General features: G+C 72.7%; 2 protein-coding genes. One reads left to right on the forward strand and one right to left on the reverse strand.

The annotated features are described in order from the left end of the window. Positions 1-13: 13 nt before the first annotated feature. Complete coding sequence (locus PSU4_RS17775; protein WP_147109686.1) at positions 14-772, reverse strand: hypothetical protein; 759 nt, start codon at positions 770-772, stop codon at positions 14-16. Between the two features lie 595 nt (positions 773-1367). Here PSU4_RS17775 and PSU4_RS17780 point away from each other — a divergent pair. Then, positions 1368-4991 (forward strand): helicase HerA domain-containing protein, encoded by a 3624-nt coding sequence (locus PSU4_RS17780; protein WP_147109688.1) that lies wholly within the window; start codon positions 1368-1370, stop codon positions 4989-4991. Positions 4992-6058: the final 1067 nt, after the last annotated feature.

Genomic DNA, 6058 nt, shown 5'->3' on the forward strand with positions numbered 1-6058 from the left:
CGCGTCGCCCGGGTCACTGCCGCCGCTCGTGCTCGGACAGATCGCGGAACAGATCGCCGACGCGCTGACAGGCCACGACGCGGGGAACTGCGTGCGCATCGACAGCATCCGCCGCGGCGACGCAGGCGAACTGGTCGAGGTACTGCGCGACCGGCTCCCGGCCGGGCTCGCGGACGTCCACGTCCTCGTCGACCATCCCGGTGACGCCGACGGCAAGCTCGCGATCCCGGCCGAGCGCGCCGTCGAACTGCGCAACCGCAAGGAGCGCCAGCTCGTCCTGATGGTCCCGGTCGGCAGCGGGTCGGCCGCGAGCTCGCTCGACAACAGTTTCGCCCGCATCGACGTGACCCGGCTCCTCGCCAAGGCCGCCGAACTCCTCGTCGCGTCGATCACCGACGCCGAACTGCAGGCCGGTGTACGGCAGGTCGCGCGCGAGCTCGGACGTGGACGCCCCGTCGAGGCCTGGGCGCGCTACGTCGCGGCGGTGGTCGCGGACGCGTCCTGGGCGACCCTCGGAACCGCGCTCTGGATGGTCGGCCTGGTGCCAGACCTGGGTGGACCGGAGCTGCTGAAGCGCCTGTCGCGCAACGCCGCGTGCGCGCGGGCGGTCTCGCGGCCCGTCCGGGCTGTCGCCTCGGTGGCCGACCGGCTCACGGCAGCCGAGTTGCAGGAGGGCGACGAGCGCGACCGCATCGCCCGCTACCTCGCCCGGCCCGAGATCGATCTCTCCGACGCCCCGTCGTGGGCGGAGCCGCTCGCGCTCCCGCCCCACGACCTGACGTTCGACCTGTGGCCGCTCGTCGAGCGCCGGACCGTGGAGGTCGGCAGCGTCCGCATCGACCCCTTCCTGAAGGAGGACGGGACCCTGCGGGCGGGGACCCGGCTCAACCAGGAGAACCCCGGCGATCTGCCCTACGTCGAGACCGGCCCCGACACGCCCGCGACCGTGACCGTGGTGTGGCGGACCGACCCGCCGAAGGCGGACACCGTCGACCGCTGGCTGGTCGAGGCACTGCCGCCCGCGGACCTGCGCGACGTCGACGGCGAGCCGGTCGCCCGGCAGACGGTGAAGGGGGACAAGCGCCGCGCGACCGTGCGCCTGGACATCGCCGAGGAGGACCTCGCGGACGGAGCCCTCCTGGTCCTCCGGCTGACCGGCATCGACGCCGACGGGCAGCCGGTCCTGCTGCGCAGCGGCGACGAGGCCGTCGACGAGAGCCAGCAGTTCGGGGTCCGCTGGGAGCAGGACCCCGTTGTCGGGCCGACCCGTCGCGCATCGACCCCCTCGCTCGCCCAGGCCCGGCTCGACGCGGCGCTCGAGGGGGCAGAACGACCTCGGCGAGGACGCTCCGAGCTGGAACGACGCCGTGTTCTCGGTGCGGCTCGGCGGGCGGCGCACCGCGCTGCTCGCACTGAGCCCGGCATTGACGGCGTTGCAGGACAGGCTGCTGCGCGAACGCGGTCGCGTCGTCGCGTGGGAGGCCGATGGGCGGCTCGGGGACGTCGTCGACGCCGAAAGCCTGCAGCCTGTGGTGGGCGCGTTGCCGCAGGCGTTCGCCGACCGGCGACGGCGCCTGTTCGAGAAGCTCGACGCCCGCCGTCCACGGTCCGCGGTCGAGACCCTGGAGTGGGACGACGACCTGCGGGCCGAGGTGTCCGCCTACTGCCAGGCCTACCGGCGTGCCCTGGACACCGCGGCCGACGACACCGTGCGAATGTCGTTGCTGGCGCTCGACACCGTCCGGCTGTCGATCGACACCGCCGGCAACAACCCGATCGCCGCGATGATCGCGCTGCCGTTGCAGCCCCTGCGTCTGGCCTGGACCGCCGAGTACGACCGCACGCTGGGCGAGTGGGCGCAGGCGCTCACGACTCTCGGCCGGTCGGCGGCGAAACGGAAGCAGTCCGTCGACGGGCGGCTCACCCGCCGGGTCACGCCGGCAAACCTTCCCTTCGCCATGTTCGGCGTCACGGGGACGGCCTTCGTCTACGTCCGCGAGGCGACGCTCGGCACAGGCGTGTACCTGGACCCGTCCGAGCCGGAACCGGGCGCCGCCGTGCAGGCGGTCCTCGAGGTGCTGGGTCTGGACCGGCGCGATGTCGGGGCGGACGTGCCACCGTCGACCGTCGCCGAGCGGATCGCCGCCTACCGGTCGGTGAACGCCGGACAGGACGCGTTGCGGATCCTCGCGCTCAACGCGGGGTCGGGCGAGCTGCTCGCCCGGGCCCTCGAAGAATCCGTGCTGCGTGAGCCCGACGCCGGCGACGACGTGGCCGCACCGCCCGCCCGGCTCGAACTGATCGCCTACAGCAGCCGACTCTCCCTCACCGACCCGATCCCGGCACTCACCGATCTTCAACGCGCGGCGGCGAACCAGCAGGTCAGGGGAGCAAGGTCGCACCTCACCCCACCCCTGGGCCTGACGGTGCGGGCGCACACCCGCATCGCGGGTGACGTCGACGCGGCGAACATCGCCGTCGTCTCCGACCTCGCTGCGCGACAGACCGAGGACGCCGCCGACGTCGCGGCCGTCGCGGTCGCCGACGCGACGGTGTCCTTCCGCAACCTGCTGACCCCGGCACAGACGCAGCGGGTGTCGGCGCCGACCCCCGTCTGGCGGACCGCGCCCGCGGTCCGGCTCCGCAACCGCGACGGCGCCGCCGACGCGGTCGACGCCCATCGCAGCTACCAGGCGGCCCTGTCGATCGCGCTCGGCTACCCGCGGGGCCCGCTCGCGCTGACCGCCCGCCTCGGCCGCGAGGAGCTCGCTGCCCTGGAGGCCGCCCACGAGCGAGCCGACTGGGTCATCACCCTCGACCGCAACCTCGGTGTCGACGTGTTCGCGGGCGTTCCCGGCTCCGGCGCACAGCCCTACGTGCTGGACTACGCCCCCGACTTCCTCGAAGGGCTCGGCCCCCGACTGACCGTCACGACGACCCACCGAGGAGACGTGCAACGCCTGCTGGCCGACGCCATGACCGGGCTGAACCTCGACGTCGTCGACGGGTCGGTCCGGGTGGCGCTCGACCACCTGCAGGTGGTGTCGGGCCGGCTCGCGTTGCGGCTCGTGGGTCGATCCAGCCTGGCGACCGAAGCGGTGAGCCTCGCCGCGCTGATCGCCCACCTGCGTGGACGTGGCGAACTCGACGGCTGCCTGGTCGTTCCCGTCGATGCCCACCAGGAGGTGTTCGGCGACGTCCGCGGCGACGCCGGCGTCCGCCGCTGCGACCTGCTGCTCGTGCGGACGACCGCCCGCACGATGAAGATCGAGTGCATCGAGGTCAAGTCACGCCGGGCCGCCGCGCTGCCCGCCGGCCTGGTGGACGACATCGTCGACCAGCTCGACGCGACCGTCGCGATGCTGCACGACACGTTCTTCCGCACCGACCCGCCCCGGATCGACGCCGAGCTCCAGCTCGCCCGCCTCGGCGGAATCCTGCGCCACCATGCCGACCGCGCCTTGGCCATGGGGCTGCTCGACGACCGCCGTCGCGGCGAGGTCGAGCGCATGGTCGAGAAGATCGAGGACCGCGCCCTCGTCCCGGAGATCAGCCGCCGCGGCTACGTCGTCAGCCTCGGCCGCAATGCCAAGGCGGACTTCCCGACCGAGCACCGCGGAGCGCGGATCGAGGTGCTGACCGCGGCCGACCTGACCGCTGTCGGCTTCACCTCGCTGCGCTGCGACGGGGCGCAGTCACGGGAACCGCTGCAGGACACGGCGGCCACCCCGACCCCGACCCCGCCGCCCGTCGCCACCCCGGTGCCGCCTCCCGCCGCGCCGCGGGCCCGCCGCCCGTCCCCGCGGCCCCGCACCCCGGAACCGACCCCGCCGCCGGCAGTCGTCGAGACACCCGGTTCCGTCGAGACGACGGCCGAGCTGGCCCCGGTGGCCCCGGCGAGCGCCCGTACACCGGACCCTGCCGAGGCCGAACTCGAAGGGCCGCAGCCGGTCCGTGAGCCGACGCAGGTCCCCGAGGTCGTCGAGGTCAGCCTGGGCGCCGACGCGCACGCCGAGGACGTGCGGTGGCGGATCAGCACATCGGGCAGCCCCCACCTGTTCGTCCTGGGTATCCCCGGTCAGGGCAAGTCGGTCACCACACGGCGCATCCTCAACTCCTTCGCCGACCAGGGTCTCCCGGCGCTCGTCGTCGACTTCCACGGCGACATGGCAGCGTCCCCGGCAGGTGGCGCCGCGGTGCTGGACGCCTCGCTCGGGCTACCGATCTCGCCGTTCGAGATCGACGACCCGGCCCGCTACCGGGAGGCGTCCTGGGAGCTGGCAGAGGTGATCGGCTACGTCTGCGGGCTCGGGGAGATTCAGCGCAACACCGTCTACGAGGGTGTCCGTGCCGTCTACGAGCAGCGCGGCTTCCCCAACCCGGCGAGCCCGGAGAACTGGCCGACGATGGACGAGCTCGCCGACGCCGTCCGCACGTCCGAGGCAGGCGGTCGGAGCCGCAACACCATCGCCCGGCTCCGCCCGCTGAGCGACTTCGGCGTGTTCGCCGACGGCCCGCACGGCAGCGGCTTCGCCGACCTGCTGCGCCGCGGCGTCGTGATCGACGTCCACGGCCTCATGGAACAGGTGCAGCGCGCCGCGGGCGCGTTCGTGCTGCGCAAGGTCTATCGCGAGATGTTCCGCTGGGGCCAGACGTCGCAGCTGCGCCTCGCCGTGGTCCTCGACGAGGCGCAGCGGCTCGCCCGCGGCGTCACCCTCCCGAAGATCATGAAGGAGGGCCGCAAGTACGGGGTCGCGGTGGTCGTCGCGAGCCAGGGCGTCGAGGACTTCCACCAGGATGTACTCGGCAACGCCGGCACCAAGGTCGCCTTCCGCTGCAACTTCCCGCAGAGCCGCAAGGTCGCCGGATTCCTGCGGGGACGCAGCGGCCAGGACATGTCGGCGGCCCTGGAGGATCTCGCCGTCGGCCAGGCCTACATCTCGACACCCGACCACGGCGCGGCACGCAAGGTGTTCATGGCCCGGGACTGACCCCGCCGAGATCGCGTCGCACTGCGATCATCGTGGCCGGAGCTCGTCGCCTCCATGCCCGCGATTTTCTACAGCGAGCTCGACGACATCACCTCCCTCGACCCGGCCGACGCCGAGCTCGGCAGAGAACGCGGTCGCCGACGAGCTGTCGTAGGTCTGGTTGCACCCGACCGCGGTGCCGAGGATCTCGTCATGGACCCGCGGCGGTCCTCTGTGACCAGCGATGGCAGCACTTCGCTCGCGGGCCGCGCATCTCGGTGGGTTCCTGCAAGGTGGCCGTGAGACGGCGCCGGATTCCAGTGGGCGGCTCGGTCGCTCCGCGCAGGCGGAAGAACGTCGCGACGTCCCACTCGACAAGCACCCCGATGCGGGGCCAGGTACCGGTCGACGCCCGCGACCCGGTATTCCTCGTCCTGGTTGAGCAGCGGATAGCAGGCGAGCTGCCGGTTGTCCGGCGGCGGCACCGTCGAGTGCGCCATCGACGAGTCCACGCCGACAAGGAGGCCTCGCGGTGTTCCCAGTCCGCGTCGGCACCCTCGACATCACGGCTGCCCGTGATGTCGGTCCACTCCGGACCTGCCCGGGCCCGCGCGACCCGCGCACCATCAGCGACCGGTTGGCCGTCTCCGCTACCGCGGTGACGGTGTCGACGACGTAGGGCGGGACGGGCTTCGAGCAAACCGTTCCCGGGTGGCGTGAGGGGCCCGTCAGCGGTGAGCGGGCCGGCCGGTGCGAGTGGGCCCGAGCGGTGGCGCCTTCACACAGGTCCTCGCCGTCAACGACCTCGACAGCGAGACCAACTGTCACTGATGTCTTGATGCAGAACTGCCACCCATGTCCTCAGGCTTCACATCGACCGGTCACCGCGGCGCCCCAACGGTCCCCGCCGTGAACGCGCCGAACGGTCCCTGAGCTGCGACGACCAGCAACTGTTCGAACACATGTTCGACTACGATCGAGACATGTTCCCCGACCGCCTCGGCGCCGCGCACCGCCTGCTCCAGCAGGCGATGACCGAGCTGGCCGCCGTGTCGGGCCCCGCGGCGGGCGACGACGACCTGCTGTCG

The sequence above is a fragment of the Pseudonocardia sulfidoxydans NBRC 16205 genome (genome assembly GCF_007989085.1).
In the GTDB taxonomy this organism is placed as follows: domain Bacteria; phylum Actinomycetota; class Actinomycetes; order Mycobacteriales; family Pseudonocardiaceae; genus Pseudonocardia; species Pseudonocardia sulfidoxydans.